Genomic DNA, 17465 nt, shown 5'->3' with positions numbered 1-17465 from the left:
TTCGTTTAGATTTGTGCCGAAGAAGTCGTTACTTCTCTGTTTATTTTTTTCACTAAACCTTGTAAAGTGTTTCCTGGTCCAACCTCAATAAATTCAGTCGCACCATCAGCAATCATATTTTGTACAGATTGCGTCCATTTTACAGGAGCAGTTAATTGCGCAATCAAGTTTTTCTTGATTTCTGCAGGATCTGTAACAGCAGTTGTACTTACATTTTGATATACTGGACAAATTGGCGTATTGAATGTTGTTTCTTCAATTGCTTTTGCTAATTCTTCTTCTGCAGGTTTCATTAAAGGCGAATGAAAAGCTCCACCAACAGGTAAAACTAAAGCACGTTTTGCGCCTAATTCTTTCAACTTTTCGCATGCTACATTAACCGCTTCAATCTCTCCAGAAATCACTAACTGACCTGGACAATTGTAATTTGCAGCCACTACAACGCCATCAATTTCTGCACAAGCATCTTCAACAATTTTGTCTTCTAATCCTAAAATTGCAGCCATTGTTGATGGATTAGCTTCACACGCCGCTTGCATTGCTAAAGCACGCTTGTACACTAATTTTAATCCAGATTCAAAATCTAAAGTTCCATTTGCAACTAAAGCAGAAATTTCTCCTAAAGAATGTCCTGCAACCATTTCCGGTTTAAAATCTGGTAAAGTTTTCGCTAAAATAACAGAATGTAAAAAAACTGCTGGTTGTGTAACTTTTGTTTGTTTTAGGTCTTCTGCAGAACCTTCAAACATAATTGATTTTATATCAAATCCTAAGATTTCGTTTGCTTTATCAAATAACTCTTTTGCGATTTCAGAATTTTCGTACAAGTCTTTACCCATTCCAGAGAATTGAGCACCTTGTCCTGGAAAAACATATGCTTTCATTATATTATTTTTAATGTATGACAAATGTATAATAAAATCTTAAACTTCTTTATTTAACCTAAGTTTTGATTTTCTTTTCTATAAATTTCGTCTAAATATTTATAGCGATTAGCAACAGAAATTGCGTGTAGTTTCGCTATTGTATAACCATCTTTTCCATCTAAAAAACCAAGTCTCATTACAAAATAATTAAAAAAACGATAAGCAGGCTTTATAGTATAATGATAAAATGTTGGTTTCAAATTTTTAAGACGAAGCTCTTGCGCTCGCAAACGAGAATAGCTATTTAGTTTGTCTAAATATTCTTGTTCATTATCAAATGTAAAATGATCAAGTTTGTTTGTTAAATAACCTGTTCTACCATTACATTCTATAATCTCATGAACCATTCTATCTGATTTATATTGAGATTTAGATTTTTTAAAAATTCGAACAGCTTTATCATTTTGCATGCCCGAATATTTTATATGTTTTTTATTAAAAAAAAATTTTCGATAAACAAAATATGCATCAAAAGTAGGTTGCTGATTAAAAACCGAAACAATTTCTTTTTTTAATTCAAGTGGGATTCCTTCATCTGCGTCAAAAAAAGTAACCCAATCATTTTTTGCCAAAGAAAGTCCATAATTACGTTGATTCGTAAAATTATCAAACTTACGTTTTACAAATTTAGTTTTAGGATTTTGACGAGCAATTTTTTCTGTTTTATCGGTACTAAAAGAATCAATAATAATAATTTCATCAGCAAAATCTACATCATTTAAATAACGATGTAAATTTTTTTCTTCATTATAAGTAATCAGTAAAGCTGAAATTTTAGTAGACATTGATTCTATAGAATATTCTTTTTTAGTTTCTATTTCAACGTTATTATTACTTATTAATTGCCTATCCAATGAGTTATTGTTTAGAAAATTTTCTAACTTTTCTTTAAACAACTCGAAATCAAATATTGAATAAAATTCATCAACTTGTTTTTTTATTTGACGATTGTTTAAATCTCCAAGTTTTTCAGGAAAATAATCTTTCAAATGAACACTTGTGTGATTAATTCCATCTTCGAAAGTTGCCCAAACTTTTTTATCAATCCAAGGAGAAAAAATAATAAATGATTTTTTCCCTAAAGCTTTGGACATATTAATTGCACCTCCATCATTTCCAACAATCACATCACATTCATTTGCAATTGCAATAAACTCGCGCAAATCATTACCCAACAATTCAAAATAAACTTTCGATTTGGTTTCATCAGATAATTGATTATATACTTCTTTTGCTTGCGGTAACTGTTTCGGAAAATAATTGAATAAAATATTGACATTATAATGTTGACCAATAAAATCAACCATTTTTGCCATTTCATTCAACGGATAAGTTTTTGAAGAATCAGAACCAAGCAAACTAATCATAACCGTTTTACGAGTAGAATCAACTTGATGTTTTGTGAATAAATCTTTCGCAAAGTTTATTTCTTCTTCTGTTAAATATAATTTTGGTTCTGTAGCCAAAGGCGTTTCAATTCCTAAAGGCTTCAATAAAGACAAACGATGTTCGATTGCTAAACCTAAATATGAATTTGGTTCGTCATGTTTTTCTACATTATCTGTATACAAAAACGTTCTTCCAATCTTTTTATATGATATTTTTTTTGGTGCATTATTGATAAAAACATCCACCCAACTCTGTAATTTTGAGTAAGCATCAATTACAATATCATATCTATTTTGATTAACTTTTTTCGAGAATTTAATCAAATTCATCAAGCCTTTGTTTTCTTTTTCGTCAAAAACAATTTTATGATCGATGTACGGATTATTCTCTAAAACAGGCAAAGTATTACTATTGATTAAATAATCAACAATAGCATTTGGATAAGCTTTTTTGATATTTTCGCACAACAATGATGTGATTAAAACATCGCCTATCATCTTGTGTTGGATAATCAAAATTTTCATAAAACATAGTTATAAAGCAAAACTACTAAAATATGTTTGATTCGAAAATAAAAAAATCCTCAACAAAACTGCTGAGGATTATATTTTATAAAATTTTATTCTAATTAAACCGCTACATTATGCTCACGCAATGCATCGTTTAATGAAGTTTTTTTATCTGTAGATTCTTTACGAGTTCCGATGATTAATGCACAAGGAACTTGGTATTCACCTGCAGCAAATTTTTTCGTGTAAGAACCTGGAATAACTACTGAACGAGCAGGAACATAACCTTTAATTTCAATTGGTTCGTCACCTGTTACATCAATAATTTTAGTCGATGCTGTTAAAACAACATTTGCTCCTAAAACCGCTTCTTTTCCTACGCGAACTCCTTCTACAACGATACAACGAGATCCAATGAATGCATTATCTTCGATAATTACTGGAGCAGCTTGCAATGGCTCTAAAACTCCACCAATTCCTACACCACCAGATAAGTGAACATTTTTCCCAATTTGAGCACAAGAACCTACAGTAGCCCATGTATCAACCATTGTTCCTTCGTCCACATAAGCACCAATATTTACATAAGAAGGCATTAAAATAACTCCCGAAGAAATATACGCACCATAACGAGCAACAGCATTTGGAACAACACGAATTCCTTTTTCAGCGTAGTTACGTTTCAATTCCATTTTATCATGGTATTCAAAAATTCCAGCTTCTAAAGTTTCCATTTTCTGAATTGGGAAATACATTACAACTGCTTTTTTCACCCATTCGTTTACTTGCCAATCTTCTCCAACTGGTTCTGCACAACGTAATTGTCCGTTATCGATTAACTCAATTACTTCACGAATTGCAATTTGTGTTGACTCTTCTTGTAACAATTCTCTATTGTCCCAAGCTTTTTCTATGATTTGTTTTAAATTCTCCATCTTTATTAATAATAGCCACAAATATAAAAATTATAATCAAGGGATTTCATAGAGATTATTTATTATTGAATCGTTTTTTTAAATTTGCCAAATGTCACGAATATTAGCGTTAGATTACGGAGGAAAAAGAACAGGCGTTGCCGTAACCGATGAATTGCAAATTATAGCTTCGCCAGTTGATACAATTGATACATCAAAATTGATGGATTTCTTGAAACAATATATCGAGAAAGAAAACGTTTCTGACCTTGTAGTTGGATTATCTGTTCGTTTTTCAGGAGAATTAAATGAGATTGAAAATCAAATTCAACCTTTTTTGAAAAAATTTTCTGAACAATTTCCGTTGATCAAAATTCATCGTGAAAATGAGATGTTTACCTCAAAAATGGCTTCTCAAGCAATGTTTGCTGGAGGAATGAAAAAGAAAAAACGTCAAGAAAAAGGAATGGTCGATAAAGTGAGTGCCGTAATAATTTTACAATCATTTTTATCACATAAACTATAACAAATTGTATCTTTGCCGTTAAATTAATAAAAAAAGATCAGAAAATGGTATTACCAGTTGTAGCTTACGGAGATCCTGTCTTGCGTAAAGTTTCACAAGAAATCGATCAAGATTATAAAAATTTACAAGAACTGATCCAAAATATGTTCGATACAATGTATGACTCTAACGGAGTTGGTATCGCAGCGCCTCAGATCGGGAAAGATATACGTTTATTTGTTGTTGATTGCTCGCCTTTCGAAGAAGATGAAGATTATGATGATGTAAAAGATGAATTAAAAGATTTCAAACGAGTTTTCATCAATCCAAAAAAAATCAGTAGTTCTGAAGGTGATGAATGGGCTTTTACAGAAGGATGTTTGAGTATTCCTCACATTCACGAAGATGTAACACGTCCAGAATCGGTAACTTTAGAATATTTTGATGAAAATTGGGTGAAACATACCGAAACTTTTTCGGATATTCGCGCTCGAGTTATTCAACACGAATACGATCATTTGGAAGGAAAGCTTTTTATTGACTATATTTCGAGCTTTAAAAAGAAATTAATAAGTAATAAATTAAAAAATATAACAAAAGGGAAAGTAAACACGAGTTACAAAATGAAATTCCCTTCATAGACCCTTAAACATAATAGAATATGGATTTATCAAGAGTTATCGCAATTTCAGGAAAACCAGGATTATACCGTTTAGTTTCTCAAACAAGAGGTGGTTTTGTTGTTGAAGATTTAGAAAAAGGTAAAAAAATCTCAATCGCTTCTAACTACAATGTTAGTTTATTAGACAACGTTGCGATCTACGGAGTATCACAAGAATTTCCTTTGGCTGAAGTTTTCTTCAGAATTTACAAAAAAGAAAACGGAGGAGAAACGATCGATTACAAAACTTCTGGTGCAGATTTGCGTAAATATATGGAAGAAGTTTTACCAGAATATGACGATTCAAGAGTTTATGATTCTGATTTGAAAAAATTATTCCAATGGTATAATATCTTACACAAAAACGGATTATTAAACATCGACTTAGCTGCTGTAGAAGCTGCAATGGCTGCTCAACAAGCACAAGAAGCTCCTGTTGCTGAAGTAGAAGCTACAGAAGAAGTTGTTGTGGAAGAAAAACCAAAAAAGAAAGCTCCTGCTAAAAAGGCTGCTGACAAAAAAGACGCTGAAGAAAAACCAGCTAAAAAAACTGCTGCTAAAAAAACAACAGCAAAAAAAGATAAAGACGCTGAATAATTAGAGATGAATACACGTAAAGATCAATTACAAGCTTTCGAAAGATTGTTGGATATAATGGATGAATTACGTGAAAAATGTCCGTGGGATCGTAAACAAACAATGGAAACGTTGCGTACGTTATCTATTGAAGAAATTTATGAACTTTCGGATGCTATCATCGAAAAAGATTTGGATGAAATAAAAAAAGAACTAGGTGATGTTTTTCTTCACCTAGTTTTTTATTCTAAAATCGCATCAGAACAAAACAACTTCGATGTTGCTGATGTTTTAAATGGTATTTGTGACAAATTAATTCATCGTCATCCACATATTTATGGCAATGTAGAAGCAAATACGGAAGAAAAAGTTCTTCAAAATTGGGAACAAATCAAGTTAAAAGAAGGTAACAAATCTGTACTTTCTGGCGTTCCTACTTCTCTCCCAGCAATGGTAAAAGCTTACCGAATTCAAGACAAAGTAAAAGGTGTTGGATTTGAATTTGAAAATTCTGATCAAGTTTTTGATAAAATTATCAAAGAAATTAATGAATTTAAAGAAGAACAAAATCCAACAGATAAAGAGATGGAATTTGGTGATATTTTGTTTTCTTTGATTAATTATGGACGATTTAAGGGCATCAATTCTGAAGATGCTTTAGAACGATCGAACAAAAAATTTATCACGCGTTTTCAGAAATTAGAAGAAATCGCGAAAGAAAATGGTCAAAACATAGCTGATTTAACCATTTCCGAATTAGATAAATTATGGAATTTAGCGAAAATTCGCTAGTGTAAACTTGACACTATAAAATTTATTCAAATTCACGAAAACGTTGTAATCAGACGTTTTAACACTATTATAAATAACTTTTATCGACACCAATAAAACAAAGTATTACAAATTATTGTGCATGCACAGAAAACCGACATATATTTGCAATGGTTATAGCGGGCAATAGCTTGTAATAATGGAAGGAAGTTTGTTTACTAAGTAAACAGTTTTCTCATTTTTTTGTGGTTTTGATGAAAAGGTGACTTAAAGTCGCCTTTTTATTTTTTATCAACTTCTTTTAAAATCACAATTCATAACAATCCTTTTTTATCTGAATAATTTGTAAATTTGTGAAATGCAGTTTCAATTAAATTCTGAATTCAAGCCAACCGGTGATCAGCCAAAAGCTATTGAAGAATTATCAAATGGTATTCTAAATAATGATCGTTATCAAACACTTTTGGGTGTTACAGGTTCTGGTAAAACATTTACAATCGCGAATGTTGTGCAAGATGTGCAACGTCCAACTTTGGTTTTGGCGCATAACAAAACATTGGCGGCGCAGCTGTATATGGAATTCAAAGAATTTTTTCCGAATAATGCAGTCGAGTATTTCGTTTCTTACTACGATTATTATCAACCAGAAGCCTATATTCCTTCATCAGGAACATATATCGAGAAAGATTTATCAATTAATGAGGAAATTGAAAAACTTCGTTTAAGTACAACTTCTTCCCTACTTTCTGGCCGTCGCGATATATTAGTTGTCGCTTCAGTTTCGTGTTTATATGGTATTGGAAATCCAACAGAATTTCATAAAAATGTGATTCAGATAGAAACGGGGCAAATTATTTCGAGAACAGCTTTTTTACATAAATTGGTTCAAGCTTTATATTCGAGAACAGAAGGTGTTTTCCAACGCGGAAATTTTAGAATTAAAGGTGATACATTAGATATTTTTCCTGCTTATGCGGATGACGGAATCAGAATTAATTTCTTTGGTGATGAAATCGAAGAAATCTCTGTTTTTAATGTTGAAACAGGTAAAACTTCAACTAAATTAGATAAAATTAATATTTATCCAGCCAATCTTTTTGTGACTTCTAAAGACACTTTGAATGGTGCAATTGCTGATATTCAGATTGATTTAGGTAAGCAAGTTGAATATTATCATGAAATAGGAAAACATCTCGAAGCAAAACGTTTGCAAGAACGTACTGAATTCGATTTGGAAATGATCAAAGAATTGGGATATTGTTCTGGAATCGAGAATTATTCGAGATATTTAGATGGTCGCGAACCAGGAACTCGTCCATTCTGTTTGTTAGATTATTTCCCAGAAGATTATTTGATGGTGATTGATGAGTCGCACGTTACAGTTTCTCAAGTTCATGCAATGTATGGTGGAGATCGCTCTCGCAAGGAGAATTTAGTAGAATATGGTTTTAGACTTCCTGCTGCAATGGACAATCGTCCGTTAAAATTCGAAGAATTTGAAGCTTTACAAAATCAAGTGATTTATGTTTCGGCAACACCTGCAAATTACGAATTAGAAAAATCGGAAGGAATTGTTGTGGAACAAGTCATTCGTCCAACTGGATTATTAGATCCAATTATTGAAATTCGTCCAACACAAAATCAAGTTGATGATTTGATGGAAGAAATCAATAAACGAGTTGAATTAGACGAACGTGTCTTGGTCACAACTTTAACGAAACGAATGGCGGAAGAATTAACGAAATATCTTACAAAATATGGCGTTCGTTGTCGCTATATTCATTCCGATGTGGATACGTTAGAACGTGTTCAGATTATGGCCGATTTACGTGCGGGATTATTTGATGTTTTGGTTGGTGTCAATCTTTTGAGAGAAGGTTTAGATTTACCCGAAGTTTCTTTGGTTGCAATTTTGGATGCTGATAAAGAAGGTTTTTTGAGAAGTCATCGTTCCTTAACGCAAACGGTTGGTCGTGCAGCGCGTAATGTGAATGGTTTGGCGATTATGTATGCAGATAGAATTACGGATAGTATGCAATTAACGATTGATGAAACGAATCGTCGTCGTGAAATTCAGATGCAATACAACAAAGATCACAATAAAGTTCCTCAAGCTTTAAATAAAAAAATAACAAAGCTAAGTTTAGCTGCAGCAGATTTTGAAGAAAATCCTTACGAACAAAAACATTTGATACAACAAGCTGCGGAGATTAATGAAAATTATTCGACAGAAGATAAAGAGAAATTGGTACAGAAATTGCAGAAAGAAATGGAAAAAGCTGCAAAAAATTTAGATTTTATAAAAGCAGCCGAATTAAGAGATCAAATTCAACTCTTAACAAGAGAATAGCAAGTTTTTTTAGTTTTAATGAAATTTTTAAGTTTTACATTTTTAATATTATTTACTCTTTTATCTTCCTGTAATACTCATATTCTAAAATCTTCTACTAATAATGAATTGATAGAAAATGAGGAGTATAGTCTCATTCATTCTCGTGAATTAAAAATTTTTAAAAAATTTGATACACCTCCAAATTATGAAAGGAATCAAAATTATACAGATTTTGGTAAATGGATAAATAATCTTCCGCTCAAAAACAATAATACAGCTGTTTATTCTTTTGATGGTCAAAAAAAATCTAATCCAAATATATATGTAGGAGTTTTAGATTTGGAACAACCAAAAAAAAATGTGCAGTTTAATGCAAATGCGATGATGAGTTTGCGTTTAGAATATTTCTTTCGTACAAAAAAATACAATGAAATAGATAAATTGTCTAAAATTTCTACAAAACCAATTCCTTACACTGACTATGTAAAAGGAGATTATTCTTATACAAAATACATGCAATATTTGATTTATTATTTAGAAAATACAAATTCGAATACAATTGCTGAATTATTAAAACCTGTCTCTATTAAAGAAATTCAAATTGGTGATATATTTTTTCAAAAAGGAAATATAAAAAGTCATGCTGTAATGGTAATTGATTTAGCAAATGATAAAAATGGGAATAAAATATTCATTTTAGCACAAAGTTATTATCCAAGTCAAGACATTCATATTCTTTCTAATCCAAGCAACGATTTAATCTCACCATGGTATATTGCAAAAGAAGGCACACTTCTTACACCCGAATGGAGATTTTTATCTTCGGACTTGATGCGTTTTAAATAGCATTTTACTTTTTCAATCCTTACATTTTACTTAAATTTGTTGTTCAAAACCTCAAAGTAAACAACAATACAGTAAATAATCGATAATGCAAAGAGTATATTTAGACAATGCAGCAACCACAGCAATTCGTCCAGAAGTAGTTGACGAAATGGCAAATGTGATGAAAAATGTTTTCGGAAATCCATCTTCTACCCACGTTTTTGGTAGAGAAGCCAAGGCACTTATAGAAATGGCTCGAAAGAACATTGCGCAGCGTTTAAATATTTCTCCTGCCGAAATTTATTTTACTTCTTGTGGGACAGAATCTAACAATACGATTATACGTTCTTGTGTAAATGATTTAGATGTTACACGTATCATTACTTCGGATATGGAACACAAATGCGTACAAGAAAGTATCAAAGATTTAGAATATCGTGGAAAAGTTGAAGTAATCCGCATCAATATTCAAAAAAATGGAGACATTGATTATGCTCAATTAGAGGAATTAGTTAAAGATCAATCTAAAAAAACATTGGTTTCTTTGATGCATGCTAATAACGAAATTGGAAATTTAACAGATATTAAACGTATTTCGCAATTGTGTCAAGAAAATAATACATTGTTCCACACAGATACGGTGCAAACAGTTGGTCATTACGATTTAGATTTCCAAGATTTGGGAATGGATTTCGCTTCTTGCTCAGCACACAAAATTCATGGACCAAAAGGTGCTGGATTTTTATATGCAAAAAAAGCTTCGCATTTAAAAGCCTTGATTGCTGGAGGAGGACAAGAAAGAGGAATGCGTTCTGGTACCGAAAACGTATACGGAATTGTTGGACTTTCAAAAGCTTTTGATTTAGCGATTGATGAGTTAGATGCTCATGTAAATCACATCAAAGAAATTAAACAATATACAATCGATCAATTAAAAGCAGCTATTCCAGGCGTTTCTTTCAATGGATTATCAGATGATTTAGACAAAAGTTTGTATGCATTATTAAGCATCAAATTACCATTCCATGATGCCTTAATCGGATTCGAATTAGAATTAGCTGGTATCGCTGTTTCACAAGGAAGTGCTTGCAGTTCTGGTGCAGCAAAAGTTTCATTAGTTATGCAAACATTGTACACAGAAGAAGAAATTGATCAAATGACACCTTTACGTGTATCTTTTTCATACGAAACATCTAAAGAAGATATTGATGTCTTAGTTGGAACATTGAAAAAAATCTCTGAAAAACATCAATTACAAAACGCTTAATGACTGATTTCAATCAACTTGATATTCTGATTTTAATTGCATTAGCTTTTGGTTTTATCAACGGATTTTTCAAAGGTTTTATTTCTCAATTAATTGGGTTAGTCGGTTTTTTTGTAGCAATTTGGTTAAGTTTTAAATTTTATCAAATCATCGAAGTTTATGTCGACTCGTACAATATTGTTGCAGATAGCTTAACTTCTTTGGTTGCGTTAGTTATTACATTTGCAATTGCTTTTTTCACGATAAAATTAGCGTCAAGTTTAACACAAAAAACGGTAGAAGCAGTTGGTTTAGGAATCATTAATCGATTTGGTGGAGCGGCTTTAGGATTAATAATCTCTTTACTTTTAACATCAAGTATTTTGTATTATATCGATCCGATTTTAGAATTAGGATTTAAAGAAACAAAAGACGAAAGCCAGATTTTACCAATTTTGAACGAAAGTTCTCAAATCATCAAAAATTCTATCTTCGAAACAAAAGATAATTTAAGGACAGAATCCCAAGATTCTATTCATTTATAATCATACAAAGACAGCTTTTTTCAAGCTGTCTTTTTTCTTAACATTAATTTTATAAAAGGCACAAAAATTATCTAAAGAGATCAAAACAATTAATTTAAGATGAAAAACGATTCTTAGAAGTCGTTTTTTTATGATTTTATTTTTAATAACGACATATTGTGTCGTATAAAATCGTTCCTTTGTTTAAATTTTAAGATTATGAACAGCGCTATCATACTTTCATCCATCCTTTTTTTTATCATTGGAGCCGTTATCAGTTTTTTATATTCAAAGTCGAAAGCAAATTCAGCCATAATTGGAAATGAAATAAAATACCAAGAACTTCAGAAGCAATATGATTCGCTAAAAAATGAATTTATCGAAATAAAAGATGATGCAAATTTCAATTTGGATCAATGGCAAAAAGAGCGCGAAAAAAATACAGAATTAACGGTTCGTCATCAAGAAGCAATGAAAGCTGTGGAGGATCAGAAATCGTTTATGCTCGAAACTAATGAACGATTAAAAGAGCAATTTGAAGCACTTTCAGCTCAAGTTTTGAAAAGTAATAACGAACAATTTCTTGATTTAGCGAAAACAACATTGGATAAACATTTTACTAATTCTCAAAACGATTTAGAAAAACGTCAACAAGCAATTGATTCGTTAATCAAGCCATTAAATGAAAGTTTGAATAAATTTGACGGAAAAATATCCGAAATAGAAAAAGCGCGAGAAGGTGCTTATTCAGAAATTAAAGTTTTTTTAGATTCGATGCGTGGCACAACCGATAAATTGCAAAAAGAAACCAATACATTAGTTTCTGCACTTAAAACTTCGCACACAAGAGGAAAATATGGAGAAATTGGTTTGCGTCGCGTGGTTGAATTTGCAGGAATGTCATCTTTTTGTGATTTTGAAGAACAGACTTCTGTTCAGTCCGAAAATGGTTTGCTTCGCCCAGATTTAATCGTTAATCTTCCTGGAAATAGAAAAGTTATTGTGGATTCTAAAGTTCCGTTAAACCAATATATGCTTGCGTTTGAAACGGAAGATGACAATTTGAGAAAACATCATTTGCAAATGCACGCGAAAGCTGTCCGCGAACATTTAAAGAATTTGAGTTCTAAGGCTTATTGGAATCAATACACAGAAGCGCCCGATTATGTGGTGATGTATTTACAAATTGAAAGTTCTTTTGGTGCTGCGTTAGAATTGGAGCGAACTTTGATAGAAGATGCACTAAACAATAGAATAATTATTGCAACACCAACTACTTTGATTACAATGCTTCGCACAATTGCGTTTAGCTGGCAACAATTAAATGTTGCGGAAAATATATATCAAATGCGAGATGCAGGGATAGAATTATACAATCGTGTGAATGTTTTGATACAACATTTGGCAACTGTTGGTCATAATCTTAACCAAGCAACCCAAAGTTACAATAAAGCTATAGGTTCACTAGAAAATCGTTTTATTCCGCAGGTTAAAAAGCTGAAAGAAATCGGTGGAACTTTGATGGAAAAAGAAATTTCGGAAACTAAGCCAATTGATACAATGATTCGTTCAATAAATAACTTGGATATTCAATAATCATTCTATATTTGTACAACTTTTAGAGAGAATGAAAACAAGCCTATTTACCTTGATTTTACTATACTCTCCTGCCATTTTTGCGCAGGTGAATTTTGAAGAAAAATCTGTACAGGTAAAACCAAATTTAGAATTAAATAAAGTATATAACTACTCATTTACAGATCGTAACTTTTCGATTTCTGTAAATGACACGGTTTCTAAAGTCATCAACCAATCAAATAAATCGATGGAATTGGTTGACAAGAATGATTTTGCTAATAAGTATACATTTGTAAATGGTAAAAATCAATCCAATGATCCTGATGAATTTTACCGCGATTTTATCAATAATTCTGAAGGAATAGAATACGAATTCACAACAAATCCTTCTGGAGAATTTTTAGAATTATTAAATATTCCTCAGATTGAAGAAAAATTGCTTAAAATAACAGATAAACTTGGCAAACAGCGCAAAAAATCTGATGATTATAAAGCAAATATTGCGTACATTGAGGAAATGGTCAAGTCAAAAACGTATGTTCCGTATGTTTTTGAACAAGAAGTTCATGTTTTCAATTATTTTAATGGACAATATTTTCGTTTAGGTGAAACATATGAAGGAAAATCGGTACAAGAAAATATTTTTGGTTTCCCAATTTCTTCTACAACAAATACTTATCTAAAAGACATCAACAAAGAAAAAGGTACGTATACAATTGTTTCTGACCAAAATTTGAGCAAAGATGATTTTGAAAAATTATGGGAAGAAATGGCGTATTATATGTTGAATGATGCTAAACTGAATTTGTCGCAAGAACAGGTGAAAAAAGAAATCAAAAAATATTCGGAAACTGTTGAATTAAAAGTGAAATATGAAAATACATACGATTTGAATTCAATTTTAATCAAATCTGAATATTTATTTAGCTTAAACATCGGTTCTAAGAAAACAGTTAATCAATTAAGTATAAAACTTTTAAATGACTAAGTTTTATTTTTTAACGAATTTCAAACTTCATTTTAGATAATTTGCTCTATTTTTGAATTAGTTTGATTGCTTATAAATGAAAATTAACTTTACATATTATCTGTTTTTTCTATTTTTTTCGATAAAAATATTCGCTCAAGATCCTATACAAGATACAATTTCACCGGTTGTTAAAAATGATACTATTTTTAATGCACCACAGGAAACGATTATTTTCCCGAAAACATATTGGAATATTGGAAACGAGAAACGTTATAATGTAACAACAAGTGAAGTGAAATTGGAAGATGATACGATTTCACATCAAGAACAATATACTTATAACGTTATTATTCAGGTTGAAAATGTCTATCAAAATGAAACCATTGTGAAGTGGAATTTTAGAAATGTACAATTCAATTCAAAATCATTTTTAAATAATCCTTTTTCGTTAGTTAATAATGTTTCGATTTCCTTTAAAATAGATCAAGACGGACGATTTTTAGGTTATACAGATTTAGATAAAACGATCAAACAATTGGTTTTATCATCAGAAGATTTAGAGAATAAATATTTGGATAATCCTACTGCGATTGCGTTAATCAAAAAAAATCTTCAACAATATTCTACAGAAGAAAATATTGTTAAATTATTTGACAAAGACATTCGTCAATTCCATCATTTTTATGGAAAAAGTAATTTTACTTTAGAAAGTGCACCGCTTGTTTATCAGTCGTACATGGACAATTTATTCAGCACTTCTCCTACTCCAGCGACAACAGAATTGAAATTGAATGAGATTGGAGTTTCGCAAACCAATTACATTATGTCAAGTTTTCAGGAAGCCGATAAAGATTGGTTAGCCAATTCTTGGTACAGCTATTTGAAAGATTTGGCAACGAAATTAGGTTCTGAACAACCATCTGAAAAACGATTGAAAGACGACATAAAATATTACGTTAAAACGACTTCGCGTATCAAAGATAACGGTTGGATTTCGTATAGTATCGAAACCAAAAAGGTAAAATTTCAAGATACTGATTACACGTTAGAGCGTCGTTTTGAGTTAGTAGACTAAAACTCGCATCAATACTGATAATTCTTACATTATTAAATCATAAAAACTTCGTGAATCAAGATTATTTTTCATAATTTTGCTTTCATTTTATATAAATTATATTCACTATGCAATTGTCTGAACAAGAAATTATTCGTAGAGAAAAACTACAACAATTAAGAGACTTAGGCGTTGAGCCTTACCCTGCCGAAGAATTCGTGGTAACTTCTAATTCTAAAGAAATTAAGGAAAAGTACGAAGAAGGAAAGGTTGTCAAGCTTGCCGGACGATTGATGAGTGTTCGTGTAATGGGAAAAGCTTCTTTCGCTGAGTTACAAGATAGCGAAGGTCGTGTACAGGTTTATATCTCAAGAGATGATATTTCTTCGTCTGAAGAAGGAATTGAGTACAATACAATTTTCAAGAAATTGATGGATATCGGAGATTTTATTGGAATTGAAGGATATGAATTCAAAACTAAAGTGGGTGAAATTTCTGTTCACGTAACAAAATTAACGTTATTATCAAAAACTTTACGTCCATTACCAATTGTAAAAACTGACGACGAAGGTCATGTATTTGATGCTTTTACAGATCCAGAATTGCGTTACCGTATGCGTTACGTAGACATGGTTGTAAACCCACATGTGAAAGAAATTTTCTTAAAACGTACACGTTTATTCAACGCAATGCGTAACTTCTTCAACGATCGTGGATACATGGAAGTCGAAACTCCAGTTTTACAATCGATTCCTGGAGGTGCAGCAGCTCGTCCGTTTATTACGCATCACAATGCATTAGACATTCCATTATATTTAAGAATCGCAAACGAATTATACCTAAAAAGATTAATCGTTGGTGGTTTTGATGGTGTTTACGAATTTTCTAAAAACTTCCGTAACGAAGGAATGGATCGTACGCATAATCCAGAATTTACAGCAATGGAAATTTACGTTGCTTACAAAGATTATAACTGGATGATGGATTTCACAGAGCGATTATTAGAGCATTGTGCAATCGCTGTTAATGGAACTTCTGAAGCGACATTTGGAGAACATAAAATTGATTTCAAAGCGCCTTACAAACGTGTAACAATGCGTCAATCAATTATTGATTTCACAGGATTTGATATCGATGGAAAATCTGAAGCAGAATTATTTGAAGCTGCTAAAGGAATGGGAATCGAGGTTGATGAGACGATGGGTAAAGGAAAATTGATCGATGAAATTTTTGGTGAAAAATGTGAAGGAAACTACATTCAACCAACTTTCATTACAGATTATCCAAAAGAAATGTCTCCATTGACTAAAAAACACCGTGATAATCCAGAATTAACTGAGCGTTTCGAATTAATGGTTTGTGGAAAAGAAATCGCTAACGCATATTCTGAGTTAAATGACCCGATTGATCAACGTGAGCGTTTTGAAGCACAAATGGCTTTAGCTGATAGAGGTGACGACGAAGCAATGTTTATCGACCAAGATTTCTTGCGTGCTTTAGAATATGGAATGCCTCCAACATCAGGTTTAGGAATCGGAATGGACCGTTTGATTATGTTCTTAACAAATAATCCTTCTATCCAAGAAGTTTTATTCTTCCCTCAAATGCGTCCAGAAAAAGCTGCACCAGCTTACGAATTGACAGAAGAAGAAACTCAAATTATTGAAATTTTAAAAGCTAACGAAAACATTGATTTGAACGAATTAAAATCCAAAGCTGCTTTAAGCGGTAAAAAATGGGACAAATCAATGAAAAATTTAGCAAAATATAACTTGACTAAAGTAACTGTAGACGGCGATGCTAAAACGGTTGCATATTTAGGAGAGTAAATTATCCTTTCATCTATATTTCAAAAGCTCAACTTCTGTTGGGCTTTTTTTATGGAATTATTTGGGCGTTCGCTCGCTCTTTTCCTTTCATTTATACAATTCATCAATTTCTTCTTAATAATTCAATAACAAGTAATGTAAATCGCTCGGTCGGGCTATCCGTTGCAATCTTTTGTAGAAGAAAATTAGAAGTTATTACAGAAAATCCAATTCCTACAAAAGGATTTCCACTACTATCCATAACGTGGGTTGTAAGTTTTGAGTTATAAGTTATAAGACGTAAAATTTAAGGTTTACAAAATAAAATTCTAAACAAAACTATCCCCTTGAGGGGATTATAGAGGTATTCGAGTTATGAGTAGTAAGTTCCTGAGTTAGTTGTAAAAAGGAAGCTTTCTTTTTATTAAGAAGAAGCTTCTTGTTGACTAATTAGAAGCCTCTTATTTGCTGATTGGAAGCTTCTTGTTTTATAAAACATAGTTGATTTGTTAGATGTAGAACTTACATTTTACTTAATACATTTTACAAAAAAGTATAACCATAAAAAAAGCCTCAAGAAATAATCTTGAGGCTTTTAATAAAAACTGGCGACGACCTACTCTCCCGTAAGTAACAGTACCATCGGCGCAGGCAGGCTTAACTTCTCTGTTCGGAATGGGAAGAGGTGAGCCCTGCAGCTATAGTCACCCTAATATTTTTAAATAGGTTTTAGTTCCTACTATATCTTGACATTATTGAGTTCGAAATTCGTTTTTCGTGTTTCGAATTTCGTTTATACAATCTTTTGGTATTACTTCATTAATCCAAATAAGATTAACTAACCTTCTCTATGACGATTAAATCAATCTTAGTATTT

At 31.7% G+C, this 17465-nt stretch carries 15 protein-coding genes and 1 rRNA gene; 12 read left to right on the top strand and 4 right to left on the bottom strand.

Annotated features, from left to right (window positions below; translation table 11 throughout):
* Nucleotides 1-5: 5 nt before the first annotated feature.
* From fabD to FH779_RS04790, 3 genes are all read right to left on the bottom strand, one after another.
* Nucleotides 6-884: an ACP S-malonyltransferase gene (gene fabD / locus FH779_RS04800; RefSeq protein ID WP_180906257.1), complete on the bottom strand. Its 879-nt coding sequence runs from the start codon at nt 882-884 to the stop codon at nt 6-8.
* 53 nt (nt 885-937) lie between these two features.
* The gene (locus FH779_RS04795; protein WP_180906256.1) at nt 938-2839 is read right to left on the bottom strand and encodes a glycosyltransferase; all 1902 of its coding nucleotides are present in this window, start codon (nt 2837-2839) and stop codon (nt 938-940) included.
* A gap of 104 nt (nt 2840-2943) precedes the next feature.
* Nucleotides 2944-3759 (bottom strand): 2,3,4,5-tetrahydropyridine-2,6-dicarboxylate N-succinyltransferase, encoded by an 816-nt coding sequence (locus tag FH779_RS04790; RefSeq protein ID WP_114999820.1) that lies wholly within the window; start codon nt 3757-3759, stop codon nt 2944-2946.
* A gap of 91 nt (nt 3760-3850) precedes the next feature.
* Here FH779_RS04790 and ruvX point away from each other — a divergent pair, with 91 nt between their 5' ends.
* The 12 genes from ruvX to lysS all read left to right on the top strand — a co-directional run bounded on the left by ruvX (nt 3851) and on the right by lysS (nt 16609).
* Entirely contained in the window at nt 3851-4264 is a 414-nt protein-coding gene (gene ruvX / locus FH779_RS04785) for a Holliday junction resolvase RuvX (RefSeq protein ID WP_038333513.1), read from the top strand.
* A 44-nt stretch (nt 4265-4308) separates the two neighbouring features.
* Nucleotides 4309-4884, top strand: coding sequence for a peptide deformylase (gene def / locus FH779_RS04780; RefSeq protein ID WP_114999818.1), 576 nt, complete (start codon nt 4309-4311; stop codon nt 4882-4884).
* 20 nt (nt 4885-4904) lie between these two features.
* A complete protein-coding gene (locus FH779_RS04775) occupies nt 4905-5501 on the top strand; it encodes a DUF5606 family protein (RefSeq protein ID WP_180906255.1) in 597 nt (198 codons plus the stop codon).
* A gap of 6 nt (nt 5502-5507) precedes the next feature.
* A complete protein-coding gene (gene mazG / locus FH779_RS04770) occupies nt 5508-6272 on the top strand; it encodes a nucleoside triphosphate pyrophosphohydrolase (protein WP_180906254.1) in 765 nt (254 codons plus the stop codon).
* A 337-nt stretch (nt 6273-6609) separates the two neighbouring features.
* On the top strand, nt 6610-8601 hold the full coding sequence (gene uvrB, locus FH779_RS04765) for an excinuclease ABC subunit UvrB (RefSeq protein WP_180906253.1): 1992 nt from the start codon (nt 6610-6612) through the stop codon (nt 8599-8601).
* Between the two features lie 108 nt (nt 8602-8709).
* On the top strand, nt 8710-9429 hold the full coding sequence (locus tag FH779_RS04760) for a DUF4846 domain-containing protein (protein ID WP_180906252.1): 720 nt from the start codon (nt 8710-8712) through the stop codon (nt 9427-9429).
* 85 nt (nt 9430-9514) lie between these two features.
* Nucleotides 9515-10675 (top strand): cysteine desulfurase family protein, encoded by a 1161-nt coding sequence (locus tag FH779_RS04755; protein ID WP_180906251.1) that lies wholly within the window; start codon nt 9515-9517, stop codon nt 10673-10675.
* Entirely contained in the window at nt 10675-11199 is a 525-nt protein-coding gene (locus tag FH779_RS04750; protein WP_114999807.1) for a CvpA family protein, read from the top strand. The genes FH779_RS04755 and FH779_RS04750 overlap by 1 nt, the downstream gene beginning before the upstream one ends.
* A 198-nt stretch (nt 11200-11397) precedes the next feature.
* Complete coding sequence (rmuC, locus tag FH779_RS04745; protein ID WP_180906250.1) at nt 11398-12774, top strand: DNA recombination protein RmuC; 1377 nt, start codon at nt 11398-11400, stop codon at nt 12772-12774.
* Nucleotides 12775-12805: 31 nt separating this feature from the next.
* The gene (locus FH779_RS04740) at nt 12806-13744 is read left to right on the top strand and encodes a hypothetical protein (protein WP_180906249.1); all 939 of its coding nucleotides are present in this window, start codon (nt 12806-12808) and stop codon (nt 13742-13744) included.
* A gap of 76 nt (nt 13745-13820) precedes the next feature.
* Complete coding sequence (locus tag FH779_RS04735) at nt 13821-14801, top strand: hypothetical protein (RefSeq protein WP_180906248.1); 981 nt, start codon at nt 13821-13823, stop codon at nt 14799-14801.
* Between the two features lie 107 nt (nt 14802-14908).
* Entirely contained in the window at nt 14909-16609 is a 1701-nt protein-coding gene (gene lysS / locus FH779_RS04730) for a lysine--tRNA ligase (RefSeq protein WP_180906247.1), read from the top strand.
* A gap of 582 nt (nt 16610-17191) precedes the next feature.
* Here lysS and rrf read toward each other — a convergent pair.
* Nucleotides 17192-17300, bottom strand: a 5S ribosomal RNA gene (gene rrf / locus FH779_RS04725).
* Between the last annotated feature and the right edge of the window lie 165 nt (nt 17301-17465).

It is taken from the genome of Empedobacter falsenii, assembly GCF_013488205.1.
Lineage (GTDB): Bacteria > Bacteroidota > Bacteroidia > Flavobacteriales > Weeksellaceae > Empedobacter > Empedobacter falsenii_C.
Note: the sequence above shows the minus strand (reverse complement) of the source record. Positions and strands in the feature narration are given on the sequence as shown.

What these genes read in the sequence shown, in the direction of transcription:
- fabD (WP_180906257.1), bottom strand. Translation starts at nt 884, where the DNA reads ATGAAAGCATATGTTTTTCCAGGACAAGGTGCTCAATTCTCTGGAATG.
- ruvX (WP_038333513.1), top strand. Translation starts at nt 3,851, where the DNA reads ATGTCACGAATATTAGCGTTAGATTACGGAGGAAAAAGAACAGGCGTT.
- uvrB (WP_180906253.1), top strand. Translation starts at nt 6,610, where the DNA reads ATGCAGTTTCAATTAAATTCTGAATTCAAGCCAACCGGTGATCAGCCA.
- FH779_RS04795 (WP_180906256.1), bottom strand. Translation starts at nt 2,839, where the DNA reads ATGAAAATTTTGATTATCCAACACAAGATGATAGGCGATGTTTTAATC.
- FH779_RS04750 (WP_114999807.1), top strand. Translation starts at nt 10,675, where the DNA reads ATGACTGATTTCAATCAACTTGATATTCTGATTTTAATTGCATTAGCT.
- rmuC (WP_180906250.1), top strand. Translation starts at nt 11,398, where the DNA reads ATGAACAGCGCTATCATACTTTCATCCATCCTTTTTTTTATCATTGGA.
- FH779_RS04740 (WP_180906249.1), top strand. Translation starts at nt 12,806, where the DNA reads ATGAAAACAAGCCTATTTACCTTGATTTTACTATACTCTCCTGCCATT.
- FH779_RS04755 (WP_180906251.1), top strand. Translation starts at nt 9,515, where the DNA reads ATGCAAAGAGTATATTTAGACAATGCAGCAACCACAGCAATTCGTCCA.
- FH779_RS04790 (WP_114999820.1), bottom strand. Translation starts at nt 3,759, where the DNA reads ATGGAGAATTTAAAACAAATCATAGAAAAAGCTTGGGACAATAGAGAA.
- FH779_RS04775 (WP_180906255.1), top strand. Translation starts at nt 4,905, where the DNA reads ATGGATTTATCAAGAGTTATCGCAATTTCAGGAAAACCAGGATTATAC.
- FH779_RS04735 (WP_180906248.1), top strand. Translation starts at nt 13,821, where the DNA reads ATGAAAATTAACTTTACATATTATCTGTTTTTTCTATTTTTTTCGATA.
- lysS (WP_180906247.1), top strand. Translation starts at nt 14,909, where the DNA reads ATGCAATTGTCTGAACAAGAAATTATTCGTAGAGAAAAACTACAACAA.
- mazG (WP_180906254.1), top strand. Translation starts at nt 5,508, where the DNA reads ATGAATACACGTAAAGATCAATTACAAGCTTTCGAAAGATTGTTGGAT.
- def (WP_114999818.1), top strand. Translation starts at nt 4,309, where the DNA reads ATGGTATTACCAGTTGTAGCTTACGGAGATCCTGTCTTGCGTAAAGTT.